The following is a 22629-nucleotide window of genomic DNA, read 5'->3' on the forward strand; positions in this document are numbered from 1 at the left end:
GATTCGCCGGACAGCACGAAGGGCGGGCCCCCGAGGGGGCCCGCCCTTTCACGTGCTCGGCACTACTCCGGGATGCCGGGGATCAGCCCGTCGCCCTCGGCCCGGAGCAGGTCCCGGACCTCGTCCAGGGAGGCCTCCGGGTCCGGCAGGATCAGGTCCGAGGGCTCCAGCGAGTCGTCCGGCAGCGGCGTGCCGAATTCCTTGACGGCGCTGAGCAGACTGCCGAGCGCGGCCCGGAAGTGCTGCTCGTCGCCCGACTCCAGCGCGGCGAGGAGCTCCTCGTCGAGCTCGTTCAGCCGGTTCAGGTGCCCCTCGGCGACCTGGAACTGGCCCTCGCCCATGACCCGCATGATCATGCCGGTGTTCTCCCTGCGCTAGGGGGGTGTTACTTGTTGTAGTTGATCGTAGGAGGGGTGTCCTGCTTGCCCTGCTCGATCGCCTGCGGCGCGCCGCCCGGGGTGCCCCCGGTGAGCTCGGCCTTCATCCGGGCCAGCTCCAGCTCGACGTCGCTGCCGCCGGCCACCCGCTCCAGCTCGGCCTCGATGTCGTCCTTGCGGCCCAGCCCGCTGGCGTCGTCGAGCGCGCCGGAGGCCAGCAGCTCGTCGATCGCGCCGGCCCGGGCCTGCATCTGCGCGGTCTTGTCCTCGGCCCGCTGGATGGCCAGGCCGACGTCGCCCATCTCCTCCGAGATCCCCGAGAAGGACTCGGCGATCCGGGTCTGCGCCTGGGCGGCGGTGTAGGTGGCCTTGATGGTCTCCTTCTTGGTGCGGAAGGCGTCCACCTTGGCCTGCAGCCGCTGGGAGGCGAGCGTGAGCTTCTCCTCCTCGGCCTGCAGGGCCTGGTACTGCGTCTCCAGGTCGGTGATCTGGGACTGCAGGTTGGCCTTGCGGGTCAGCGCCTCGCGGGCCAGGTCCTCGCGGCCGAGCGAGAGCGCCTTGCGGCCCTGGTCCTCGTACTTGGCCGACTGCTGCTGCAGCTGGGTCAGCTGGAGCTCCAGGCGCTTGCGGGAGGTGGCTACGTCGGCGACGCCCCTGCGCACCTTCTGCAGCAGTTCCAGCTGCTTCTGGTAGGAGTAGTCGAGCGTCTCTCGCGGGTCCTCCGCACGGTCCAGGGCCTTGTTCGCCTTGGAGCGGAAGATCAGCCCCATACGCTTCATGATTCCGTCGCTCATGGGCCTCGGGTGCCCCCTTCTCGGGCCTGCGGTTCCGTCTCGGCTGACAGGAACGAGTCTATGCGCGGCGGCTGCCCGCCCGCAGTGCTCCTGCCTGCAACAAGCGTGCTACAGCCTTGCGGCTCCGGCCTCATCCCCTGGGTGGAGACGACCCCTGACCATGATCGGAGAAGAGGCACCGAGGTCCTAGGGGACACTCCGGGGGCATTCGATATCTGTTTGGGTCCAAGGGCACCACGATTTGCCGATACCCAGCACGTACGCTTGTGGTGTGTTCCGACGCCGTTCAGAAGAAGCCTCCTCCGCCACCGCGCTGGCCGAGCAGGACGACACCCAGCCCCGTGACCCGCAGGCCCCCAAGGGCCGGCCGACCCCGAAGCGCAGCGAGGCCGAGGCCAACCGCCGCACCCGGGTGACGGTCCCCAAGGACCGCAAGGAGGCCGCGCGGCAGTCGCGCGACCGCATGCGGTCCGAGCGGGAGAAGCAGCGCACCGCGCTGCTCGAGGGCGACGAGCGCTACCTCCCGGCCCGTGACAAGGGCCCGGTCCGGAAGTACGTCCGCGACTACATCGACGCCCGGTGGTCGCTGGCCGAGTTCTTCCTGCCGTACGCGGTGGTCGTGCTGGTCCTCAGCGTGGTCCCGAACAACGTGCTGAAGCTCGCCTCGACGCTGCTCTTCATGGTCTTCTTCGTGCTGGTGATCGCGGACTTCCTGCGGCTCGGCTTCGGCCTGCGCAAGGCGCTGGCCACCGAGTTCCCCGGCACCAACACCCGCGGGGCCGTCCCCTACGGGCTGATGCGCACCCTGCAGATGCGCCGCCTCCGGCTGCCCAAGCCGAAGGTCAAGCGGGGCGAGAAGCCCTGACCGCGGACCACGTGCAGCAGCCGTCCTGGGCCCAGCCCTGGACGGCTGACGCGTGGTCGGCCCCCGGCGGCCTGCCCGAGCAGGGCCTCGGGGGGCACGACCGGCTGCCCACCCGCGGCGCGCTGCCCACCGCCGCCACCTGGCTGGAGCGCCAGGGCGGCCTGCGGACGCTGGTCCGCCAGGAGCTGGTGGCCCGTCAGCTGGGCGCCCAGCTGGCCGGGCTGGACGGCCTGCGGGTGCTGGACGTCGGCTGCGGCCAGGGCACCCAGGCGCTCCGGCTGGCCAGGGCCGGCCACCTGGTCACCGGCCTCGACCCGGACCCGGTCACCCTCGGCGCGGCCCAGGCCGCGCTGGCGGCCGAGCCCGAGGAGGTGCGGGTGCGGGTCCAGCTGCTCGGCGGCGACTGCTACCAGGTCGGCCGCTGGTTCGGCCCGCGCAGCTTCGACGTGGTGCTCTGCCACGGGGTGCTGCCGTACCTCTCCGACCCGGACCCGATGCTGGCCTCGCTTGCCCGGCTGCTCGCCCCCGGCGGGGTGCTCTCGCTGGTGGTCCGCAACGCCGAGGCGCTCGCCATGCGGCCCGGGCTGACCGGGGACTGGCGCACCGCGCTGGAGTCCTTCGACTCCACCCGCTTCACCAACCGCCTCGGTCTGCCCGCCCGGGCCGACCGGCTCGCCGACCTCGCCACCACGCTGCGGGACATCGCCGTGCCGGTCCGGCACTGGTACGGGGTGCGGGTCTTCACCGACACCACGCCCGACCACCAGGCCCCGGTGGACGGGCGGCAGCTGGCCCAGCTGCTCGACGCCGAGGAACGGGCCGGGCAGCAGGACCCGTACCGCCAGGTGGCGGCGCTGCTGCACGTGGTCGGCTCGAAGCCCTGACGGGCGGTCAGTCCTCCTGCAGGCTCATGGAGTAGACGACCGCACCGTCGTCCAGCAGCGCGACCTTGTCGACGCCCTGGTCGAGCAGGTCCTTGTACGCCTCGCCGACCCAGGACTCCGCGTCGCCCTGGCTGGTGAACTCCTCCTGCTCGCCCGGCAGGGTCACCGCGGTGCCGTCCGCCTTCTCGTACCGCCACGTCCAGACCATGCCCGTCTCCTTCAGTTCGGTTGCGCTGCGCGCAGGTTAGCGTGCCCGCCCGGCGGGGCCCCATGCCTCGTGCGGGAGGATGGTGACCATGTCGATGCCCCGCACCCTGATCCTCGGCGGCGCCCGTTCGGGCAAGTCGACCCGGGCCGAGCAACTGCTCGCCGGGCACGAGGACGTCCTGTACGTCGCCACCAGCGGGACCCGGGACGGGGACGCGGACTGGGCGGACCGGGTGCGGCTGCACCGGGAGCGGCGGCCGGCGGGCTGGCGGACGGCCGAGACCTGCGACCTCCCGGCCGTGCTGGCGGACGCCGCCGATCCGGCGCCGGTGCTGATCGACTGCCTGGCGCTCTGGCTCACCGCCGTGATGGACGAGTGCGGGGCCTGGGAGGACGGCGCCTGGCGGGAGGGCGGGGCCGAGGCGGCCGTGCTGGCCCGCTGCGCGGAGCTCGCCCGGGCGTGGGAGGTGACGGAGCGTCAGGTGATCGCCGTCAGCAACGAGGTCGGCATGGGCGTCGTCCCGGCCACCGCCTCGGGGCGGCGCTTCCGCGACACCCTGGGCCGCCTGAACATGGCCGTGGCCGACGCCTCCGAACGTGTCCTGCTGGTGGTCGCCGGGCAGGTACTGACCGTCAAACCCGCTGGCGTGTAGCCTTCCCGACGATGGACACCACCGTGGATCTCGACGTTTTCTCCTCCCTCGTGGAGCGCCCCGACGAGAGCGCCCGCCGGGCCGGCGAGGAGCGCTGGCAGCAGCTCGACCGGCCGCGCGGCGGCCTCGGGCAGTTGGAGGAGCTGGGTGCCTGGCTGGCCGGAGTGCAGGGCCACTCGCCCGTACGGCCGCTGACCGCCGCCAAGGTGGTGCTGTTCGCCGCGGACCACGGCGTGGCCTCGGCCGGGGTCTCCCAGCTGACCGGCGGCACCGCCCGCCGGGTGCACGCGGTGCTGGACGGCTCCGCCCCCGTCGCGGTGCTGGCCCGCCGCTACGGCGCGGCCCTGCGCGTGGTGGACGTCGGCGTGGACGCCGGGCCCGAGGAGTTCCCGGCGGAGGTCAGCCGGTTCAAGGTCCGCCGCGGCTCCGGCCGGATCGACCTGGAGGACGCCCTGACGGCCGCTCAGGCCGCCGAGGCCTTCCGGGCCGGCATGGCCGTCGCCGACGAGGAGGCCGACGCCGGGACCGACCTGGTGGTGCTGGGCGACCTCGGGGTCGGCTCCACCACGGTGGCCGCCGTCCTGGTCGGCGCGCTCTGCGGCACCGACGCGGCCGCCGTCACCGGGCGCGGCTCCGGCATCGACGACCGCACCTGGATGGTCAAGTGCGCCGCCGTCCGCGACTCGCTGCGCCGGGCCCGCCCCGTGCTCGGCGACCAGCTGGCGCTGCTCGCCACCGTCGGCGGCGCGGACTTCGCCGCCGTCACCGGCTTCCTGCTGCAGGCCGCCGTGCGCAAGCTCCCGGTGGTGCTGGACGGCGTGGTCTCCGCCGCCTGCGCGCTGGTCGCCCAGCGGATCGCCTTCCGCGCCCCCGAGTGGTGGCGCGCCGGCCAGTCCACCGGCGAGCCGGCCCAGGCCAAGGCGTACGACCGCCTCACCCTGACGCCCGTCCAGACCCTCGGGGTCTCGATGGGCGAGGGCGTCGGCGCGCTGCTGGCGCTGCCGCTGCTCCAGGCCGCCACCGACACCCTCGCCGACCCCGGGGACGTCCCGGCCGGCACCGCGGTCGCCTTCGAGCCGCCCGCGCCGCGGCCGCTGCCGACCGCCGCCGAACTGCTCGGCCGGGGCTGAACCCCTTGCTCGACGGGCTCCGGTTCGCCTTCGGGACGCTGACGGTCCTTCCGGTCCGGGTCGAGCGCTGGGACCGCGGGAGCGGCGGGCGGGCGATGGCGCTGGCGCCCGTGGCCGGCCTGGTCCTCGGTGGCCTGGCGGCTCTCGTCGGCGCACTGGTGTGCTGGCGGGGCGGGCCGCTGCTCGGAGCCGTCGCCGCGATCGGCGTGCTCGCCCTCCTGACCCGGGGGCTGCACCTCGACGGGCTCGCGGACGTGGCCGACGGGCTGGGCAGCGGAAAGCCCGCCGAGGACGCGCTGCGGATCATGAAGCAGTCGGACATCGGGCCGTTCGGGGTGCTGGTGCTGCTGCTGGTGATGCTGGGTCAGATCGCGGCGCTGGCCCAGGAGTTCGGGCGTTCGACGGCGGGCGGGGCGGTGGCGGTGCTGACCGCCGCGCTGGCCGGGCGGTGCATGCTCGGCTGGGCCTGCCTGCGCTCGGTGCCGGCCGCCCGCCCGGGCGGGCTGGGGGCGATGGTGGCGGCTTCGGTGCCGCTGCCCGCGGCGCTCGGCGGGTCGCTGCTCGCGGCCGTGGCGGTGGGCCTCTACGCACCGCGGTACGGGGTGGCGCTGGTGGTGGGGCTGCTCTGCGGATGGCTGCTGCTGCGGCGCTGCGTACGGCGGTTGGGCGGCACCACGGGGGACGTCCTGGGCGCGACGGTCGAGACGGCGACGACGGGGGCCCTGGTCAGCCTCGCGGTCATCTGGTGATGCCGGGGGCGTGGGGAACCGCGCGAACCGGAAGGCGGCCGGGCGGCAACTGAACCGCCGTCAGCCAGTCGCACGTGCTGCCGTTCCCCTGCGCGCGGTTCCTCGCACCCCCAGCGGTCCTGACGTAGGTGACCAACGCGCTGCAGCGACATCCCAGCATGCGGACTACCATGCGGTGAGCACTGTGCCGGGTGCGGCTCCCGTACCGGCCGTGGACCCGCGAAAGAACAGGACTCGTTTACGTGACTGCACTGTCTGTGAGCACCTCCTCCGCCGCCTCGCTGCGTGCGGACACCCTGGTGATCGGCGTGGCCAAGGGCCCCAAGGGCCCGGTTCCGGCTGCCGGCTCGGAGGTGGTGGCCGAGGCGTTCGAGGGCAAGCTGGCCGAGGTCCTCGCCACCCTGGGTGCGACGGGTGCCGAGGGCGAGGCCGTCAAGCTCCCCGCCCCGGCCGGGCTGAAGGCCTCGCTCGTGCTCGCGGTCGGCCTCGGTGAGGGCGAGCAGGGCTTCGGGCTGGAGGCGCTGCGCAAGGCCGCCGGTGCGGCCGCCCGCGCGCTGGCCGGTTCCAAGAAGGCCGCGCTGGCGCTGCCGGCCTCCTCCGCCGAGGAGGTCGAGGCGGTCGCGCTGGGCGGTCTGCTGGGCTCGTACTCCTTCGGCTCGTACAAGAGCGACGCCAAGGCGCCGGTCGGCGAGCTGGTCGTGCTGGTGGACCGCAAGGGCAACAAGGACGCCAAGGCGGCCGTCGAGCGTGCCACCGCGGTCGGCGAGGAGATCAACCGCGCCCGCGACCTGATCAACGCCGCGCCGAACGACCTCAACCCGAAGTCCTTCGCCGCGATCGCGACCGCGGCCGGCAAGGAGCACGGCCTCAAGGTCGAGGTGCTGGACGAGAAGGCGCTGGCCAAGGGCGGCTTCGGCGGCCTGATGGGCGTCGGCATCGGCTCGGCCAACCCGCCCCGGCTGGTGAAGGTGGCCTACACCCACCCGAAGGCCAAGGCCACCCTCGCCTTCGTCGGCAAGGGCATCACCTACGACTCGGGCGGCATCTCGCTGAAGCCGGCCGGCCACAACGAGACCATGAAGTGCGACATGTCCGGCGCCGCCGCCGTGTTCGCCACCGTGGTCGCGGCCAAGCGCCTGGGCCTGCAGGTCAACGTCACCGCCTGGCTCGCCCTGGCGGAGAACATGCCGTCCGGCACCGCCACCCGCCCGGGTGACGTGCTGCGGATGTACGGCGGCAAGACCGTCGAGGTGCTGAACACGGACGCCGAGGGCCGCCTGGTGCTGGCCGACGCGATCGTGAAGGCCGGCGAGGAGAACCCGGACGTCATCGTCGACGTGGCCACCCTGACCGGCGCCATGGTGCTGGCCCTGGGCACCCGCATCTTCGGCGTGATGTCCAACAGCGACGAGCTGCGCGACCGCCTGCACGCCACCGCCGAGGCGGCCGGCGAGCAGTCCTGGCCGATGCCGCTGCCGGTCGAGCTGCGCAAGGGCATGACCGAGAGCACCGTGGCCGACCTGGCGAACATGGGCGAGCGGATGGGCGGCGGCCTGGTGGCCGGTCTGTTCCTGAAGGAGTTCGTCGCCGAGGGCATCGACTGGGCGCACCTGGACATCGCCGGCCCGGCCTTCCACGAGGGCGCGCCGCACGGCTACACCCCGAAGGGCGGCACCGGTTCGGCCATCCGCACCCTGCTGCGCTTCGCCGAGGACACCGCCAACGCGAAGGCCTGAATCCTCCGCTAGCGCGCTCACGGGCCCGGCGCATTGCCAGTTACCTGCTGGTAATACGCCGGGCCCGTTTCTGACAACGTCTGTTCGCCATAGGCGAAACTTTGTTCCGTAGTGCGGAACAACTGGGGCGGCAGGGGTCCGGGCACCCCCTTCTCCCCCGCCGTTACCCATCCGTGAGCTGCGGAGATACCCTCACACAGGGGACATCGGGCACCGCTCGCCGCGGTCCGCCGGTGCCGCCTCGGTGGCCCCGGCCACCAGCCGCCGCGAACAAGTGCGAAGATGTTTCTCCGGAAGACGTGGGCGCCTTACGAGGGCGCACGCTCACCGGACCGCGACCGGCCCGGCGAACCGCACCCCTTTGCATGGAGGACGTGACGTGGCGAACGACGCCAGCACCGTTTTCGACGTAGTCATTCTCGGAGGCGGAAGCGGCGGCTACGCCGCGGCGCTCCGTGCCGCGCAGCTCGGCCAGAGCGTGGCGCTGATCGAGAAGGGTGAGCTGGGCGGCACCTGCCTGCACCGCGGCTGCATCCCGACCAAGGCCCTGCTGCACGCGGCCGAGATCGCGGACGAGACCAAGGAGGCCGCCGAGTTCGGCGTGCTGGCCACCTTCCAGGGCATCGACATCAACGGCGTCCACAAGTACAAGGACGACGTCATCGCCGGCCTGTACAAGGGCCTCCAGGGCCTGGTCGCCTCCCGCAAGGTCACCTTCATCCAGGGCGAGGGCCGGCTGTCCTCCCCGACCTCGGTGGACGTCAACGGCCAGCGGGTCCAGGGCAAGCACATCGTGCTGGCCACCGGCTCGGTGCCGAAGTCGATCCCCGGTCTGAACATCGACGGCGACCGCGTGATCTCCTCGGACCACGCGCTCAAGCTCGACCGCATCCCGCAGTCCGCCGTCATCCTCGGCGGTGGCGTGATCGGCGTCGAGTTCGCCTCGGTCTGGAAGTCGTTCGGCGTCGACGTCACCATCGTCGAGGCCCTGCCGCACCTGGCGCCGCTGGAGGACGAGAACTCCTCCAAGCTGCTGGAGCGGGCCTTCCGCAAGCGTGGCATCAAGTTCGAGCTCAAGGCCCGCTTCTCCGGCGTCGAGTACACCGAGACCGGTGTCCGCGTCTCCACCGAGAACGGCAAGACCATCGACGCCGACCTGCTGCTGGTCGCCATCGGCCGCGGCCCGGTCTCGGCCGGCCTCGGCTACGAGGAGCAGGGCGTCGCCATGGACCGCGGCTACGTCCTGGTCGACGAGTACATGCGCACCAACGTGCCGACCATCTCGGCCGTCGGTGACCTCGTCCCGACCCTGCAGCTGGCCCACGTCGGCTTCGCCGAGGGCATCCTGGTCGCCGAGCGCCTGGCCGGCCTGAAGGCCGTGCCGATCGACTACGACGGCGTCCCGCGCGTGACGTACTCCAACCCGGAGGTCGCCTCCGTGGGTCTGACCGAGGCCAAGGCCGTCGAGCTGTACGGCAAGGACAAGGTCGTCACCCTCAAGTACAACCTGGCCGGCAACGGCAAGAGCAAGATCCTGAAGACCGCCGGCGAGATCAAGCTCGTCCAGGTCAAGGACGGCGCCGTGGTCGGTGTGCACATGGTCGGCGCCCGCATGGGTGAGCAGGTCGGCGAAGCCCAGCTCATCTACAACTGGGAGGCGCTGCCGGCCGAGGTCGCCCAGCTCATCCACGCGCACCCGTCGCAGTCCGAGGCCCTCGGCGAGGCGCACCTGGCGCTGGCGGGCAAGCCGCTGCACGCGCACGACTGATCGCGCCCACCCCGGCAGTATCCCCATACCTGTACGCAAGACTTGATAGGAGTCGCTGAAACCATGGCGGTCTCAGTAACACTGCCCGCGCTGGGCGAGAGCGTTTCCGAAGGCACCGTTACCCGTTGGCTGAAGGCCGAGGGCGAGCGCGTCGAGGCCGACGAGCCGCTGCTCGAGGTGTCGACCGACAAGGTCGACACCGAGATCCCCGCGCCCGTCTCCGGCATCCTGGCGTCCATCAAGGTCGCCGAGGACGAGACGGTCGAGGTCGGCGCCGAGCTGGCCATCATCGACGACGGCTCCGGCGCCCCGGTCGCCGCTGCCGCCCCCGTCGCCGAGGCCGCTCCGGCTGCCCCGGCCGCCGCCCCGGCCCCCGTGGCCGAGGCCCCCGCCGCCGCGCCGGCTCCGGCCGCCGCTGCTCCGGCCGCTGCCGCCCCGGCCGCCGACGCCACCCCGGTGCTGCTGCCGGCGCTCGGCGAGTCGGTCACCGAGGGCACCGTCACCCGCTGGCTCAAGGCCGAGGGCGACACCGTCGAGATCGACGAGCCGCTGCTCGAGGTCTCGACCGACAAGGTCGACACCGAGATCCCGTCGCCGGTCGCCGGCGTCCTGGTGAAGATCCTGGTCGGCGAGGACGAGACCGCCGAGGTCGGCGCCCAGCTCGCGCTGATCGGTGCGGCGGGTGCGGCTCCGGCCGCCGCCGCCCCGGCCCCGGCCGCCGCTCCGGCTCCGGTGGCTCCGGCCGCTCCGGTCGCCGCTCCGGCCCCGGCCGCCGCTGCTCCGGCCCCCGTGGCCGCGCCGGCCCCGGTCGCTCCGGCCGCCCCGGTCGCCGACAGCTCGGACGCGTACGTGACCCCGCTGGTCCGCAAGCTCGCGGCCGAGCAGGGCGTCGCGCTCTCCTCCGTCACCGGCACCGGTGTCGGCGGTCGCATCCGCAAGCAGGACGTCCTGGCCGCCGCCGAGGCCGCCAAGGCCGCTGCCGCCGCTCCGGCGCCGGTCGCCGCCGCCCCGGCCGCCGCGCCGAAGGCCGCCGCCGCCCCGTCCCCGCTGCGCGGTCAGACGGTCAAGATGACCCGCATGCGCAAGGTCATCGGCGACAACATGCTGAAGGCCCTGCACGAGCAGGCCCAGCTGACCACCGTGGTCGAGGTGGACGTCACCAAGATCATGACCCTGCGCGGCAAGGCCAAGGAGTCCTTCCTGGCCCGCGAGGGCGTCAAGCTCTCCCCGATGCCGTTCTTCGTGAAGGCCGCGGCCCAGGCGCTGAAGACCAACCCGGTCGTCAACTCCCGCCTGAACGACGCCGAGGGCACCATCACCTACTTCGACACCGAGAACATCGGTATCGCGGTGGACTCGGAGAAGGGTCTGATGACCCCGGTCATCAAGGGCGCGGGCGACCTCAACATCGCCGGCATCTCCAAGAAGACCGCCGAGCTGGCCGGCAAGGTCCGCAGCAGCAAGATCAGCCCGGACGAGCTGTCCGGTGCGACCTTCACCATCAGCAACACCGGCTCGCGCGGTGCGCTGTTCGACACCGTGGTCGTCCCGCCGAACCAGGCGGCGATCCTCGGCATCGGCGCCACCGTGAAGCGCCCGGTCGTCATCGAGGTCGACGGCGCGACCGCCGTCGGCGTCCGTGACATGACCTACCTCTCGCTCTCCTACGACCACCGCCTGGTGGACGGCGCCGACGCCGCCCGCTACCTGGTCGCGGTCAAGGAGATCCTCGAGGCGGGCGAGTTCGAGGTCGAGCTCGGCCTCTGAGCCTGACGGCCCCTCACGGGCTCCGGCTCCGCTGAACGCACAGGTGCCCCACCGGTCTTCGGACCGGTGGGGCACCTGGCGTTTCCGCCGCCGCGTCCGCCGGTCGGACGGCAGAGTTAGCGTCCGATGCGGGGAACGAGGATGCTGGAGCGGTGATGTACGAGACGGACTTCTGGCAGTTGATCGACGAGAGCCGGGACACGGCCGAGGGCGATCCGGACGAGCAGGCGGACGCGCTGGTCGAGCGGCTGGCCCAGCTGACGCCCGATGACGTGGTGGACTTCGCCCGGCTGTTCGAGGCGCGGTTCCAGCGGGCGTACCGGTACGACCTGTGGGGGGCGGCGTACCTGTTGCTGGACGGGGCTTCGGAGGACAGCTTCGACTACTTCCGCTGCTGGCTGATCGCGCAGGGGCGGGAGGTGTTCGAGGGTGCGCTGCACGAGCCCGACGCCTTGGCGGAGCTGGTGCCGGACTTCGACGAGGAGGAGGACGGCGAGGCCGAGGACGTCGGCTACGCCGCCGACGAGGCGCACGAGCAGCTGACGGGGCTTCCGCTGCCGGACCTCGGCGTGCAGCAGCCGCGGCGTCCGGAGGGCGACTCCTTCGACTTCGAGGACGCGACGGAGATGGCGAAGCGCTATCCCCTGTTGTGGGCCCGCTTCGGGGACTGACTGCCCGGCCGCCACCTCGGTTGACCCGAACAGGAGTTGGGAACTCCTGGAGGAGTGTGACCGGAACAGCGACCGAGGGGGTGGCATGTCGGCCGAGGTGGCGGAGCTTGTCGGGCAGATCGGGCCCTACGTGGGGGCCGCCGTGACGGCCTACGGAGCAGGTGTCCTGACGAGGGCGCAGGACGCGGCGGTGGACGGCACGGCGAACGTCGGACGGCGGATCGTCCAGGCGGTCTGGCAGCGGCGCCGGCGCGCGGACCGGGCCGCCCTGGAGGTGGCCGTCGAGGACTTGGCGGCCGACGGGGCGGGCCCGGAGGCCGCCGAGGAGCTTCGGCTGCAGATCGAGCGGGCGCTGCGCGAGGACGAGCAGCTGAGGGCGGAGATCGCCGCCCTGCTCCCGGTGGGAGCACCGGTCGTGATCACCGCCACCGGCGAGCGGGGCATCGCGGCCCAGCGGATCGGCACGGTGATATCGACCGGGGACCACGCGAGGTTCCAGCTGTGAGCCGTCCGGAGGAGCCGCCGGCCGCCGCGGGGCAGTTCAGCTCGCACGGTGAGCGCGGCCTGACGGCACGGCACATCGGTCTGGTGGTCAACGGGGACCTCGTCCTGCCCCGGTCCGCGGTGCCGCCTGACGCACCGGCGGCACCGGCGGCTCCGGCCGTCGCCCTGCCGTCCGGCACCCCGACGCACTGGTCCGTGCCACCGCGGAACCCGTCGTTCACCGGTCGGGCCGAACTGCTCGCCGAGCTGCACCTGCGGCTCGGCGCGAGCACGACGGCGGTGGTGACCGCGCCGCAGACCCTGCAGGGCCTCGGCGGGGTCGGGAAGACCCAGCTGGCCCTGGAGTACGCGCACCGCTACCGGGACCGGTACGACCTGGTGTGGTGGATCGACGCGGAGCAGGCCGCACTGATTCCGGCCGCACTGGCCCGCTTGGCGCAGCGGATCGGCCTGCCGGTGGACGCGGACGCCGATCCGGTGGGGCTGCTCAAGGACGCACTGCGGCGTGGGGTGCCGACCTCGCGCTGGCTGCTGGTGTTCGACAACGCCGACGCTCCGGAGGCCCTGCGGGACTTCCTGCCGGACGGTCCGGGACGGACCCTGGTCACCTCGCGCAACCCCGGCTGGACCGGGCTCGCGGAGGTCCTGCCGGTCAGCGTGTTCACCCGGGCGGAGAGCGTCGACCACCTGTGCCGGCGTGCTGCCGCGCTGACGCGGGAGGACGCGGACCACGTGGCCGAGGCGGTGGGGGACCTGCCCCTCGCGGTGGGCATCGCGGCCGCCTGGCTCACCGAGAGCGGGATGCCGGTCAGCCGGTACGTGGAGGAACTGCGGGCAGGGGCGGCTCGGGTGCTCGGCGCCGATCCGCTGCAGCGCTTCGACGCGACCTGGCAGGTGTCGATCGCCCAAGTACGGGCGCAATCCCCCTCGGCTGTACGGCTGTTGGAGCTCTGTGCATTCCTGGCCCCGGAGCCGATCGCCCTCGACCTGTTCTACTCGGAAGGGACCAGCGCGGCACTGAGCCGCTACGGCCAGGGGCTGGACGACCCCGTCACCTTGGGGCAGGCGCTGCGGACGGTCGGGAGGTACGCGCTGGCGCGGGTCGACGCCGGCACGAGGACCGTACAGCTGCACCGGCTCGTGCAGGCGGTCATCCGCAACGGCATGGAGCCCGTCGAGCAGGAGACCGCGATGCACCTGGTCCACCGCCTCCTGGTCAGCGCGCGCCCTCCGGACGGGGATGCCGACAGCACCGTCAACTGGCCGGCCTTCCGCCTGATCTGGCCGCACCTGACCCCCTCGCTCGCACTGTCCTGCGACGAGCCCGAGACCCGTGAGCTGCTGCTCGACCGGGTGCGCTACCTGCGCCGGTTCCTCGCCCTCGACAGTGCGCAGCGGCTGGCCCGAGAGGTGGCAACGCGTTGGCGCGACCGGTTCGCGGAGGACCCGGACGACTCGGCGCTCCAGGAGCAACTGCTGCGGATGGAGCACCTTCTGGGCACCGTCCTCCGTTCCCAAGGCAGTTACGCCGAGGCGTACGCGCTGGACAGCACGACCCATCGCGCACAGGTCGAACTGCTCGGCGAGCGCGACCCGCAGGCTCTGACCACCGCCGTCTCGCTCGCCGCCGACCTGCGAGCCCTCGGGCGGAGTGACGAGGCCGCCGAGCTGCGGGAGGAGACCTTCCGCAGCTTCCGGGAGGTGGTGGGGCCGGAGGATCCCCGGACGCTCGCGATCGCCAACAGCCTGGCCCGGGACCTGCGCGAGATCGGCGACTTCCGGGGATCGGTGGAGGTGTTGCGGGAGGTCGGGGCCGAGGACGTGGGTGCGCCGCCGTACCGGGCGGGGCGGCTGCGCAACACCCGTTCGCTCGCCATCTCGCTGCGCCGCAGCGGGGATCCGCGCGGGGCGCTGGAGCCGGCTCTGCGGGCCCACGAGGCGTACGCCGGGCACTACGGCCGGGATTCGGCGGACGCGTTGGGCTGCGAACTGGACCTGGCCGCCGCGTACGGGGCCTGCGGGGAGTCCGAGCGGGCACGGGAGTTGGCGGAGCGGGCGCTGACCGGGCATCAGCGGCTGTTCGGTCGGGAGCACGTCTTCACCCTCGTCTGCGAGAACGGGCTCGGGATCCACCTGCGGGCCTGCGGGGCGGTCGGGCAGGCCGTGCTGCACGGCACCCGGAGCGTGGCCGGGCTGCGCGAGGTGGCCGGCCCGACGCATCCGCACACCCTGATCGCCATGGTCAACCTCGCCAACTCGCTTGCGGAGCAAGGGGAGACGGTACGGGCCGCGGAGCTGGGAAGGGCCGCGTACGAGGGCCTGGCCGCCCGGCACGGAGCCGGGCATCCGGATGTGTTCGGTTGCCTGTCGAACCGCGCGGTGACGCTACGGACCACCGATCCCGAACGGGCCGTGCGGCTTCGGGAGGAGGCGCTGGCAGGGCTGGCACGCGTGCTCGGAGAGGAGCATCCCGGCACCGTCGCGTGCCGGGAGTGGCGGTGGATCAGCCGTGATCTGGAGACGCAGTCGGTCTGAGGGGCTCGCGGGGGCCCTTGACGCCGGCCCGTGCGTCCCGGGCGGTGGCCGACCGTGGTGTGGCCGAACCGAAGGCGACCGCCGCGCCGACCAGGGCGGCGCCGAGGAGGACGGGCGGGGTGAGGGGGGCGGTGCCGAGGAGGGCGCCGAGCAGGGCGGCGGCGAGCGGGATCAGGCCGGCGAAGAGGCCGGCGCGGTCGACGCCCAGGCGGGCCACGCCGGCGTACCAGAGGAAGAAGGCGAGCGCGGTGACGACGACGGTGAGGTAGGAGAGGGCGAGGGCCTCGGTGGGGGTCGGGAGGCGGAGGGCGTGGCCTCCTTCGAGGAGGGCGGAGGCGGCTGCCAGGAGCGGAGCGGCGGTCAGGCAGGCGAGGGCGGAGAGGCGGCGCGGGCCGAGGACGGGGAGGAGCGGGACCGCGAGCAGGGAGAAGCAGCACTCGCAGGCGAGGGCCCCGGCCGCGTAGAGGAGTCCGGTGGGGGTGGCGGCGGTGCTGTGGTTCTGGATCAGCAGGACGCCGGCGACGGTGAGCAGGCTGCTGACGGCGATCCGGGCGGAGGGGCGGCGACGGTCGAGGAGCGGTCCGGTGACGGCGAGGAGGACCGGGGTGGCGCCGATCACGGCACCGACGGTCGCGGCGTCGGCGTGGGCGACGGCGTTGAGCAGGCAGACGTTGAACCCGGCCATGCCGGTGGCCGCGAGGGCCAGGACACGGCCCCGCTGACGGGTGGTCAGGCGGGGTGGCGGTGGGAGGCGACGGCCGGGGAGCAGGAGGATCAGTCCGGCGGCCAGGTAGCGCCAACCCTGGCCGGCGAGGAGGGGGTAGGCGGCGAGCAGCGGGCTGACAGCGGCGGAGCTGCCGACGGCGGTCATCGCGGTGGCGGCGGCGAGGCTGCCGCGCAGGGTACGGGAGTCCGGGGTCATGGGCAGCAGCCTGCGTGAGAGTGGTCCGGTGCGCCCGACCACTTCGAGGTGGGGGCACCGGACCACTTGGGGCGCCGTCCGGGAACGGCACTAGGCTGGCAGGGCCGTCGAGTGGGAGTGAGCGGGGACGTGTTCGTCAAGATCTGCGGTCTGAGCACCGCGCCGGATGTCGCGGCCGCCGTCGAGGCCGGTGCCGATGCGGTCGGGTTCGTGCTGACCGAGAGCCCGCGGCGGGTGACGCCGGAGCTGGTGCGGGAGTTGCTGGCCGGGGTGCCCGAGGGGGTGCTGTCGGTGGCGGTGTTCCGGGAGGAGCCGGCCGCGTACGTGCGGGAGATGGTGCGGGCTTCCGGGGTCGGGGCGGCGCAGCTGCACGGGAACCATCCGCCCGCCGCCTTCGCGGAGTTGGCCGACCTCGGGGTGCCGCTGATCCGGGCGACCTCGGCGGCGGCCGCGGCGGGGGCGTCCTGCGGGGACTTCGGTGAGGACCTGCTGCTGCTGGACTCGCCGGTGCCCGGCTCCGGGGAGGCGTGGGACTGGGCCGAGTTGGGGGCGAAGCCGCCGGGCGGGCGGTGGCTGCTGGCGGGCGGGCTGACGCCGGGGAACGTGCGGGAGGCGATCGCGGCGGCGCGGCCGTGGGGGGTGGACGTGTCGAGCGGGGTGGAGGTGCGGCGCGGGGTGAAGGACCCGGCGCTGATCACCGAGTTCGTCCGGGCGGCGAAGGCGGACTGACGGACTGACGCTCGGCAGGGCAGCGACCCCAGGGGCGCGAGGAACTGCGCGAGTCCGGAAGGCGGCTCAGTGCTAGATCGGGGCACGTGAGCCAGTTGCACGTGGTGCCGTGCCCCTGCGCGCAGTTCCTCGCGCCCCTGGAGTGACCACCCGATGCTGCTCGGCGAGGGCGTCGCGGAGCGCGGTCAGGGCGTCGGTGATGCCGGCGAGCGGGAGGTGGGCGTAGCCGATCACCAGGGCGGGGGGACGGGGGCCCGGGGTGACCTGGTGGTGGGCGCCGCCGTGGACCAGGACGGAGCGGGTGAGCGCTGCCGCGGTGAGGGCCGACTCGTCGGTGGTGGGCGGGAGTTGGAGGTAGCCGTGGAGCCCGGCGGAGACGCCGAGCAGGGTGGCCTCGGGGAGGAGTTCGGCGGCGGCCCGGGTGAAGGCCTCGCGGCGGCGGCGGTAGCGGGCCCGGACCCGGCGGAGGTGGCGGTCGAGCAGCCCGCTGGTGATCAGTTCGGCGAAGGCGCACTGGGTGAGGCCGTCGGTGCCCAGGTCGCGCCGGGAGCGGACCCGGTCGAGCGCGGCCATGAGCAGCGGCGGGACGGCGAGCCAGCCGATCCGCAGCCCGGGCACCAGCGCCTTGCTGGCGGTGCCCGCGTAGACCACGTGCTCGGGCGCGAGCTCCTGGAGGGCGGCCGGACGGACCTCGCGGTCGAACCAGAACTCGCCGTCATAGTCGTCCTCGACCACCAGGCCGTCGCTCTCCCGGGCCCAGCGGACCAAGGCCTGCCGCCGGGCGGGTGAGAGCACCACGCCGGTCGGGTACTGGTGCGCGGGCGTGACGAGCACGGCGCGGGCACCGCTGGCGGCCAACTCCCGTACGTCGATGCCCTCGTGGTCCACCCGGACGGGGACCACCCGCATCCCGCACTCCTCGATGAAGCGGCGCTGGCTCCGGTGCCCCGGGTCCTCCACCGCGAGGGTGCGGATGCCGAGCCGGGGCAGCGCCTCGCAGAGCAGCGAGAGCCCCTGGGCGAAGCCGGCCGTCACCATCACCGAACCGGCCTCGGTGCGGACGCCGCGGACCCGGCCGAGGTAGTCCGCCAGGGCCCGGCGCAGCGACGGATGCCCGGCGACCGGCGGGTAGTCCAACTCCTCCCGCCCGGCGGCGGCCAGGACGGTGCGGTAGCTGGCGAGCCACTCCTGGCGGGGGAAGCTGCCGGGGTCGGCACGGCCGGTGCGCAGGTCCCAGCGGACGGGGGCGGCCGGTTCGGGCTCGCGGAGGGCGACGGCGGGCGGCGGGGCGGTGGAGTCGGTGCCGCCGGCCCGGTCGGCGACGCAGGTGCCGGAGCCGTGCCGACCGGTCAACCACCCCTCGGCGGCGAGCTGTTCGTACGCCTCGACGGCGACGCTGCGGGAGACGCCGAGGTCCTCGGCGAGCCGTCGGGTGGAGGGCAGGCGGGTGCCGGGGCGCAGGACGCCGTCGGTGATCCGGTGGCGCAGCGCGTCCTGGAGCTGCCCGGCCAGCGAGGTGGCCGAGCTGCGGTCGACCTCGACCGACAGGTGCCAGGCCACGACCGCCCTCCCCCCTCGCTCCCGGGCGGCCAGTCTGTCACAGCGGCCGTGCCGGGGTCCCGACGGCGATGCGGCGGGGCAGCGGTGGGGCAGCGGTGGGGCAGCGAAGCAACAAGCGAGCAGGCAGGCGACAGAACGGCGGCGGGCGGCGATGCAGCGGGCAGGCAGGCGGCAGAGCGGCGGTCAGGTGCCGCCCTGGGTGGACAACGGGCGGATGGCGGCGATGAGTTGGTCGAGGAGCTCGGCGGGCGGGGCGTCCGGGTGCTCGTCGACCGAGCCGACCAGGACGGCGTAGCCGCCGCCTGCGGAGGGGACCGCGGCCACCACGGCCTGGCCGTTGACGCCCGTGGCCGGGTCGACCTGCCAGCGTTCGGCGTAGCCGGGGACACCGGCCACGGTGACCGGGCCGGAGGCGAGGCGGCGGTGGGAGCTGAGCTTGCCGAACATCAGCGGGGCGTACTCCTCCATCCGCTCCTCGGCCACGGCCTGGGCGTTGGGGCCGCTGAACGCGTCGGCGATCACCTCGAAGACGCCGCGCGCGCAGGAGCCGTCGCCGATCGAGCAGTCGTAGGGCCGGGTGGTGAAGTTGAGCAGCACGGAGTCGCCGTCGGGCCGGTTGTTCTTCCAGCCGGCCGGGAGCGGCACCCGCCAGCCGTGGGTGGTGTCCGGGAGCGAGCCGAAGGACTGCAGCGGCGTGCTGCTCGGCACCACCGGGGAGGGGATGGGCGCGGACGTCTCCGTCGGCGCCGGGCTCGGGGTGGGCGAGGACGAGGGCGACGGTGAGGGCGACGGTGAGGGGGCGGCCGAGGTGCTCACCGTGGCGCTCGGGGGCGGGAGTTGGGCCTGCTTCCCGTCGCCGCCGCCCCGGCCGAGCCAGAAGGCGGTGCCCGCCGCCAGGGCCAGCACCACCAGACCGGCGGTCACCAGCACCGTGCGGCGCCGGCCGGGCGGAGCGGGGCGGTCCGGGAGCGCGTCCTGCGGTGCCGCGGCGCCGCCCTGGCCGGGCGGGCGGTACTCGTCGGTCCAGGCGGCGCCGTCCCACCAGCGCTCGCGGGGCAGGCCGTCCGGCCCCGGTTCGAGCACGGGGTACCAGCCGGGCGGCGTCGAGTAGCTCATCCCGGTACGGTAGCGCTCAGCCGTTCGAGCTGTCAGGGCAGTTGACGAAGCGTCAGTGCGCGGCGGGCGGCCGCTCAGGAGGCGAGCGGGCGGCCCATCCAGATGTCGTCCACGTAGCGGCCGTCGATCCAGAACTCCTCCGGCAGCACGCCGTCCACGACGAAGCCGCAGCGCTCGTACAGGCGGCGGGCGGGGGCGTTGTGGCCCAGTACGCGCAGGGTCATCTTGCGGATGCCGTCGGCCTTGGCCACCGCGCAGGCCGCCTCGACCAGGGCCTGGCCGACGCCGCGCCCGCGGGCGTCGGGCGAGACCGCGAGGCCCTGGATCTGCCGCACGTGCCGGTTGCTGACCAGCGGGGTGGGCGGGGCCTGGCGGATGTGGCCGACCACCTCGCCGTCGAGTTCGGCGACCAGGAACTGCTCGGGCAGGCGGCGGTCGTCGAAGATCTCGGCGTTCTCCTCCGGCCGCGGGACGACGTCGCTCAGCCAGGACCAGGCCTCGCGGTCGATCCGGGCGATCACCTCCTCGTCCTCGTCCCTGGCGGTGCGTATCAACAGGTCGTCGGCTCCCATGGTCGTCATCGTAACGACGGGGGTGCCCGCCCGGCCGGGAATTCCCCCGGCTCACCCTGGGCGGTGCGGCCGGCGCTGCGGCCACGGCCGTGCCGGTGCGGAGCGTCCGGGGCGACCTGCCAGGATGGGGCCATGCGTATCGCGGTGACTGGATCCACGGGACTGATCGGTTCGGCGCTCGTCCGCTCGCTTCTGACGGACGGCCACGAAGTGGTGCGGCTGGTGCGGCAGCGGTCCCGGACCGGCGTGCAGCCGGACGGGACGGTGGGCGTCGGCTGGAACCCGACCCGGCTGGAGATCGACCGGGCCGGGCTGGCCGGTGTCGAGGCGGTGGTGCACCTGGCCGGGGCGGGCGTCGGCGACCGGCGGTGGACCGAGGCCTACAAGCGCGAGATCCGGGACAGCCGGGTGCTCGGCACCGAGACCCTGGCGGCCGCGCTGGCCGAGCTGAAGGAGCCGCCCCGGGTGCTGGTCAGCGGCTCGGCGGTCGGCTACTACGGGCAGACCGGCGAGCAGGTCATCGACGAACGGGCCCCGGCCGGCGACGACTTCCTGGCCCGGATCTGCGTCGAGTGGGAGGCGGCCACCGCCCCGGCCGAGGCGGCCGGGATCCGGGTCGCCCACGCCCGGACGGGGCTGGTGCTGGCCCCGGGCGGCGGCGCGGGCGGGCGGCTGCTGCCGCTGTTCAAGCTCGGCCTCGGCGGCCGGCTGGGCGACGGGCACCAGTACTGGAGCCTGATCTCGCTGGAGGACGAGGTGGCCGCGTTGCGGTACCTGGTCGACACGCCCGGGCTCTCCGGCTCCTTCAACCTGACCGGCCCGGAGCCGGTGACCAACGGGGCGATGACCGAGCTGCTCGGCCGGGCGCTGGGGCGGCCGACGCCCTTCCCGGTGCCGCAGTTCGCGCTCAAGGCCGCACTGGGCGAGATGGCGGTCGAGGTGACGGGCAGTCACCGGGTCGTCCCCGAACGACTTCTGGAGGCGGGCTTCCGGTTCCGGCAGCCGACGGCGGAGGCGGTGGTCCGGGCGGCGGTCGCCTAGTACCCCGCAGGGGGCTTGCGCTTGCGGCGGGCGGGGCTCCGGTCGTGGTGGTTCCGGGTCGTTCCGAGGTGGCGCGGGCAGGTCACGGGAGGGTGGTCGCAGGGGGCGCACGGCAGCACTGCCGCAGCGCATTGCGCGCCCCCGGTGACGGAACGCGCCCACGAATCCGTCCGATGCGCCCTTCAGGCGCACGCTCCGTGACCGTGCCCCACCTCCTGTCCCCACTCCTCGGGATTCGAACCGAAGTCGCGGCCTGATCCGTCGACTGACGGGGCATCACCTCCCCGGACCGTGTCCCGGCACCCTGCGGCCTGCCCGGCCGCAGCCCCGGGACCAGGGAGGGAGCACACCCGTGCCCGCACACGACTTCAACCGCCGCACCCGTCGCCGGACCGACCCGGACGTGATCGTGGTCGGCGCCGGACTCGCCGGACTGGCCACCGCCCGCACGCTGACGGGCCACGGCCTCGCCGTCCAGGTCCTGGAGGCCACCGAACGGCTCGGCGGCCGGCTGGCCGCCCACGAGCTGGACGGCTTCCGGCTCGACCACGGCGGCCAACTGCTCAACACCGACTTCCCGGAGCCCGGGCGGCGGCTCGACCTGGACCGGCTGGAGCTGCGACCGCTCGCGCCCGGCGTCCTGGTGCACAGCGGCGGCCGACGGCACCGGTTCGGGGACCCGCAGGGCGCCACCAGGACGGCGAGCGTGCGCGGCCCGTTCGGCAGTCCGCTGGACCGGGCCCGGCTCACCTCCGCCCTCGGCCGGCTCGCCGCCACCCCGGCCGCCCGGCTGCTGGCCCGCCCGGAGACCACCACCGCCCGCGCCCTCGCCGACCGCGGCCACTCCCCGCGCACGGTGGACGGCCTGCTGCGGCCCCTGCTCGGCGCCCTGCTCAGCGACCCCGAACTCGGCACCAGCAGCCGGGTCGCCGACCTGGTGCTGCGCTCCTACGCCCGCGGTCGTCTCTGTCTCCCGGCGGCCGGACTGGCCGCCGTCCCCGAACAGCTCGCCGAGGGCCTGCCCGCCGGGACGCTGCGGCTCGGCGTCCGGGCCACCTCGGTCTCCGCCGACGGCGTCGAAACGGCCGCCCACGGCCGGATCGCCGCCCGCGCGGTGGTGCTCGCCACCGACGCCCGCTCCGCCGCCGACCTCCTCCCGGGGCTGCGGCTGCCCGCCTTCCACCCCGTCACCACCTACTACCACGTGGCCGACCACTCCCCGCTGGGCGAACCGGTCCTGCTGCTCGACGGGGACCGGACGGGCGGACGGGCGGTGCTCTCGCACTCGCTGGTGCTCAGCGACGTCTCCGAGGGGTACGCCCCGGCCGGGCGGGCGCTGATCGCCACCACCGTGCTCGGCGCCCGGCACTTCGACCACGGCGGGGCGGCCGGGTACGAGCCGGTCCTGCGGCGGCGCCTCGCCGAGCTGTACGGGGCGGAGGCCTCGCGGTGGGAGTTCCTGACGGTGCGGCACCTTCCGGACGCGGTACCGGCGATGCCGCCGCCGCACAACCTCCGACGGCCCGTCCGGGTCCTGGCGGGCCTCTACGTCTGCGGCGACCACCGCGACACCAGCACCCTCCAGGGCGCCCTGGTCTCCGCCCGCCGCGCCGCCCACGCCGTCCTGCGCGACCTCGGCCTCCCGGCCACGGCCCGCGCGGCGGAGGCCGCGTAGCGGCCGGCCGGGCAACGCTCCGCAGGGGCGCGGGGAACGGCGCGGGGTGGAAAGGCAGCACGGGCAACCGGCTGACGGCGGTTCAGCTGCCGGTGAGCCGCCTCCCGACCCGCGCAGTTCCTCGCGCCCCCGGGCCTCCCGGCCCGGCAGGGCAGCGCCCCGCAGGGGCGCAGGGAACGGCGCGCGGGGGGACAGCAGCACGTGCAACTGGCTGACGGCGGTCAAGTTGCAGGCGAGCCGCCTTCCGACCCGCGCAGTTCCTCGCGCCCCCGGGCCTCCCGGCCCGGCCCAGCGGGTGCCCTCCCGGCTCGACCCCGCGCTCGACCTGACCGAGGTCAACTGGGACTGGGACGTAGCCAAGCCGTGGTCCGATG

The 22629-nt window shown here is 74.2% G+C and carries 21 protein-coding genes; 14 read left to right on the forward strand and 7 right to left on the reverse strand.

Annotated elements, in window-relative coordinates; genetic code table 11:
• Positions 1 to 62: 62 nt before the first annotated feature.
• Together pspAA and ACWEPF_RS31805 are read right to left on the reverse strand one after the other, a co-directional pair.
• Entirely contained in the window at positions 63 to 356 is a 294-nt protein-coding gene (gene pspAA, locus ACWEPF_RS31800; protein WP_452175269.1) for a PspA-associated protein PspAA, read from the reverse strand.
• 29 nt (positions 357 to 385) lie between these two features.
• Positions 386 to 1171: a PspA/IM30 family protein gene (locus tag ACWEPF_RS31805; RefSeq protein WP_380150201.1), complete on the reverse strand. Its 786-nt coding sequence runs from the start codon at positions 1169 to 1171 to the stop codon at positions 386 to 388.
• Positions 1172 to 1442: 271 nt separating this feature from the next.
• Between ACWEPF_RS31805 and ACWEPF_RS31810 the strand changes: the two genes are divergently transcribed.
• Together ACWEPF_RS31810 and ACWEPF_RS31815 are read left to right on the forward strand one after the other, a co-directional pair.
• Positions 1443 to 2036: a DUF3043 domain-containing protein gene (locus ACWEPF_RS31810; protein WP_449796801.1), complete on the forward strand. Its 594-nt coding sequence runs from the start codon at positions 1443 to 1445 to the stop codon at positions 2034 to 2036.
• A 170-nt stretch (positions 2037 to 2206) separates the two neighbouring features.
• On the forward strand, positions 2207 to 2920 hold the full coding sequence (locus ACWEPF_RS31815; RefSeq protein WP_380150218.1) for a class I SAM-dependent methyltransferase: 714 nt from the start codon (positions 2207 to 2209) through the stop codon (positions 2918 to 2920).
• Between the two features lie 7 nt (positions 2921 to 2927).
• On the opposite strand, the gene ACWEPF_RS31820 is transcribed toward ACWEPF_RS31815, so the two are convergent.
• Positions 2928 to 3128: a hypothetical protein gene (locus ACWEPF_RS31820; RefSeq protein ID WP_380150199.1), complete on the reverse strand. Its 201-nt coding sequence runs from the start codon at positions 3126 to 3128 to the stop codon at positions 2928 to 2930.
• A gap of 88 nt (positions 3129 to 3216) precedes the next feature.
• On the opposite strand from ACWEPF_RS31820, the gene cobU reads away from it, so the two are divergent.
• From cobU to fxsT, 9 genes are all read left to right on the forward strand, one after another.
• Positions 3217 to 3780, forward strand: coding sequence for a bifunctional adenosylcobinamide kinase/adenosylcobinamide-phosphate guanylyltransferase (gene cobU, locus ACWEPF_RS31825; protein ID WP_449796802.1), 564 nt, complete (start codon positions 3217 to 3219; stop codon positions 3778 to 3780).
• Positions 3781 to 3791: 11 nt separating this feature from the next.
• Complete coding sequence (locus ACWEPF_RS31830) at positions 3792 to 4910, forward strand: nicotinate-nucleotide--dimethylbenzimidazole phosphoribosyltransferase (protein WP_452175270.1); 1119 nt, start codon at positions 3792 to 3794, stop codon at positions 4908 to 4910.
• 5 nt (positions 4911 to 4915) lie between these two features.
• Positions 4916 to 5659, forward strand: coding sequence for an adenosylcobinamide-GDP ribazoletransferase (locus ACWEPF_RS31835; RefSeq protein WP_452175271.1), 744 nt, complete (start codon positions 4916 to 4918; stop codon positions 5657 to 5659).
• Positions 5660 to 5901: 242 nt separating this feature from the next.
• Positions 5902 to 7395 carry a leucyl aminopeptidase gene (locus ACWEPF_RS31840; RefSeq protein WP_452175272.1) on the forward strand — a complete coding sequence of 498 codons (1494 nt, stop codon included), beginning with the start codon at positions 5902 to 5904 and terminating at the stop codon, positions 7393 to 7395.
• Positions 7396 to 7774: 379 nt separating this feature from the next.
• A complete protein-coding gene (lpdA, locus tag ACWEPF_RS31845) occupies positions 7775 to 9163 on the forward strand; it encodes a dihydrolipoyl dehydrogenase (RefSeq protein ID WP_380150196.1) in 1389 nt (462 codons plus the stop codon).
• A 63-nt stretch (positions 9164 to 9226) separates the two neighbouring features.
• Complete coding sequence (gene sucB / locus ACWEPF_RS31850) at positions 9227 to 10930, forward strand: 2-oxoglutarate dehydrogenase, E2 component, dihydrolipoamide succinyltransferase (RefSeq protein ID WP_452175273.1); 1704 nt, start codon at positions 9227 to 9229, stop codon at positions 10928 to 10930.
• 155 nt (positions 10931 to 11085) lie between these two features.
• Positions 11086 to 11601 carry a DUF4240 domain-containing protein gene (locus ACWEPF_RS31855; protein WP_452175274.1) on the forward strand — a complete coding sequence of 172 codons (516 nt, stop codon included), beginning with the start codon at positions 11086 to 11088 and terminating at the stop codon, positions 11599 to 11601.
• A gap of 85 nt (positions 11602 to 11686) precedes the next feature.
• Positions 11687 to 12106 (forward strand): hypothetical protein, encoded by a 420-nt coding sequence (locus tag ACWEPF_RS31860; RefSeq protein ID WP_452175275.1) that lies wholly within the window; start codon positions 11687 to 11689, stop codon positions 12104 to 12106.
• A complete protein-coding gene (gene fxsT / locus ACWEPF_RS31865) occupies positions 12103 to 14640 on the forward strand; it encodes an FxSxx-COOH system tetratricopeptide repeat protein (RefSeq protein ID WP_452175276.1) in 2538 nt (845 codons plus the stop codon). The genes ACWEPF_RS31860 and fxsT overlap by 4 nt, the downstream gene beginning before the upstream one ends.
• On the opposite strand, the gene ACWEPF_RS31870 is transcribed toward fxsT, so the two are convergent.
• Positions 14609 to 15562 (reverse strand): DMT family transporter, encoded by a 954-nt coding sequence (locus ACWEPF_RS31870; protein ID WP_452175277.1) that lies wholly within the window; start codon positions 15560 to 15562, stop codon positions 14609 to 14611. The genes fxsT and ACWEPF_RS31870 overlap by 32 nt on opposite strands.
• 129 nt (positions 15563 to 15691) lie before the next feature.
• Between ACWEPF_RS31870 and ACWEPF_RS31875 the strand changes: the two genes are divergently transcribed.
• A complete protein-coding gene (locus ACWEPF_RS31875) occupies positions 15692 to 16291 on the forward strand; it encodes a phosphoribosylanthranilate isomerase (RefSeq protein ID WP_452175278.1) in 600 nt (199 codons plus the stop codon).
• A 72-nt stretch (positions 16292 to 16363) separates the two neighbouring features.
• Here ACWEPF_RS31875 and pdxR read toward each other — a convergent pair whose 3' ends face one another.
• The 3 genes from pdxR to ACWEPF_RS31890 all read right to left on the reverse strand — a co-directional run bounded on the left by pdxR (position 16364) and on the right by ACWEPF_RS31890 (position 19548).
• Positions 16364 to 17851, reverse strand: a complete 1488-nt coding sequence (gene pdxR / locus ACWEPF_RS31880; RefSeq protein WP_452175279.1) for a MocR-like pyridoxine biosynthesis transcription factor PdxR — start codon at positions 17849 to 17851, stop codon at positions 16364 to 16366.
• Between the two features lie 183 nt (positions 17852 to 18034).
• Positions 18035 to 18967: a DUF2510 domain-containing protein gene (locus tag ACWEPF_RS31885; RefSeq protein ID WP_452175280.1), complete on the reverse strand. Its 933-nt coding sequence runs from the start codon at positions 18965 to 18967 to the stop codon at positions 18035 to 18037.
• Between the two features lie 74 nt (positions 18968 to 19041).
• On the reverse strand, positions 19042 to 19548 hold the full coding sequence (locus ACWEPF_RS31890) for an N-acetyltransferase family protein (RefSeq protein ID WP_449796809.1): 507 nt from the start codon (positions 19546 to 19548) through the stop codon (positions 19042 to 19044).
• Between the two features lie 123 nt (positions 19549 to 19671).
• Between ACWEPF_RS31890 and ACWEPF_RS31895 the strand changes: the two genes are divergently transcribed.
• Together ACWEPF_RS31895 and ACWEPF_RS31900 are read left to right on the forward strand one after the other, a co-directional pair.
• Positions 19672 to 20580: a TIGR01777 family oxidoreductase gene (locus ACWEPF_RS31895; protein ID WP_449796810.1), complete on the forward strand. Its 909-nt coding sequence runs from the start codon at positions 19672 to 19674 to the stop codon at positions 20578 to 20580.
• A gap of 352 nt (positions 20581 to 20932) precedes the next feature.
• Entirely contained in the window at positions 20933 to 22255 is a 1323-nt protein-coding gene (locus ACWEPF_RS31900) for an FAD-dependent oxidoreductase (RefSeq protein WP_345284785.1), read from the forward strand.
• Positions 22256 to 22629 lie beyond the last annotated feature (374 nt).

This window comes from Kitasatospora sp. NPDC004289, from assembly GCF_053602875.1.